At 62.4% G+C, this 1,605-nt stretch carries 3 protein-coding genes; all 3 read left to right on the top strand.

The window, feature by feature from the left end:
* Positions 1 to 249, top strand: a 249-nt coding sequence (locus tag R3280_RS16870) for a hypothetical protein (protein WP_318999771.1), incomplete at its 5' end; no start/stop codon positions are given.
* A gap of 1 nt (position 250) precedes the next feature.
* Positions 251 to 730: a hypothetical protein gene (locus tag R3280_RS16865; protein ID WP_318999770.1), complete on the top strand. Its 480-nt coding sequence runs from the start codon at positions 251 to 253 to the stop codon at positions 728 to 730.
* A 48-nt stretch (positions 731 to 778) separates the two neighbouring features.
* Positions 779 to 1,605: L-seryl-tRNA(Sec) selenium transferase (selA, locus tag R3280_RS16860; RefSeq protein ID WP_318999769.1), on the top strand; the 827-nt coding region annotated here is incomplete at its 3' end.

Here is a 1,605-nt window from a genome sequence, read left to right as displayed (position 1 = left end):
GCCGAGTGGGCCCTCGACTACGTCCTGCAGACGGAGGCCGTCTGGATTCCGTCGGAGTCCCAGTTACGGCAGTTGATGGCGCGCCGGGTAGATGGCCTGGCTCTGGTCCACAGCGGTGACGAGTACGAGTGCCGCTTCGAGCTGGATGGCCAGCCGTACACTTACGCGGCAGTAGAGGCATGTGACGCTTACGGCTCCGCGCTGCTGCAGGTGCTCTGGCAGCAGGCGGCCAATCCAGAGGCGAATTAGGATGGGTGAGCACGCGAGGCGGTTGGGTGCAATTCCGTTCGTGTTGCTGGGGTTAGGGCTACTCTTCCTGGGCGTCCTGGCCCTGAACCATGTTGTGAACAACTTCTGGCCCTTTGACGTAGAGCGGCTTGATCTCATCCGAGCGACGGCGCGGGCCCAGGTAGATGCGTCGTCCCTTCTCGAAGCGACCAATCTTGAGATTTTGCTTGCCTTTCTGGCGGCGATTATGGTGGCGGTGACCGGATTGGTGCTGCCGCTGGTTTACTACCTCAACAAGCGCCTTCGCCCCCCGGAATGGGCTCCCTCTTACCTGCTGGTCTTGCGCCAGGCGATGTGGGTCGGCCTGTGGGTCGCCTTCTGTGTCTGGTTACAGATGAATCGGACCCTGGGCCCGGCCGTAATCTTACTGGTGGCGGCGGTACTGATCATCTTCGAGGTGTTGCTGCAGGTGCGCACACGCGCGTCCTCGGTGTTTGAATGAAGATCGGCAGCGACGGTCAGACAGGCGCTGCCGGTGGCTTAGATTCCTATGAGTGACAAGGGTAATAACGGCAACAGTGAATTGCAGGCGTTGCTGCGGCAGCTGCCCGGTGTAGACAGCCTCCTCCTGTCTCCGGCGGTAACCGATCTGGTAGCACAGTACGGTCGGGAGCTGGTGGTAGAAGCCCTGCGCACCACCCTGGACCAGTTGCGCGTGGCCATCATCGGTCACGGCCGGGCAGTGCCCATGAACGCCACCATCATCCAGGAAGCGCAGGAGTGGCTGGAGGCCCTGTTGGATCCGAGCCTGCAGCCGGTGATTAATGCAACGGGCGTGATTATCCACACGAACCTGGGTCGGGCCCCGCTTAGCCGGGCCGCTCGGAAGGCAATGACGGCGGTTGCGGCGGGGTACAGCACCCTGGAATACGATCTGGCAGCCGGCGCGCGCGGTTCTCGTAGCGTCCATGCGGCCCAGCTTCTGACCCGGCTGACGGGTGCGGAAGATGCTTTCGTGGCAAATAACAATGCCGGAGCCGTGCTCCTGATGCTCAGTGGCCTCTGCGAGGGCCGAGAAGTGATTATCAGCCGGGGGCAGTTGGTCGAGATTGGCGGCGGTTTTCGCGTGCCGGACGTGATGGCCCAGTCGGGAGCGCGCCTGGTAGAAGTGGGTACCACTAACCGCACTCACCTGCGCGATTATGCCCGGGCAATTACACCTGAGACGGCGGCGATCCTGGTTGCCCACCATTCAAACTTTAAGGTTGTGGGTTTCACCGGAGAACCGGATCTGGCGGAGCTGGCAGAGTTGGCGCATGAGCACGGCCTGCCCCTGCTCTATGACCAGGGGAGCGGCGCGCTCCTGGATACGGCCCG

The organism is Marinobacter sp. (assembly GCF_033722195.1).
Classification (GTDB): domain Bacteria; phylum Pseudomonadota; class Gammaproteobacteria; order Pseudomonadales; family Oleiphilaceae; genus Marinobacter.
The sequence above is the reverse complement of the archived record's forward strand: the minus strand, read 5'-3'. Positions and strand labels throughout refer to the sequence as shown.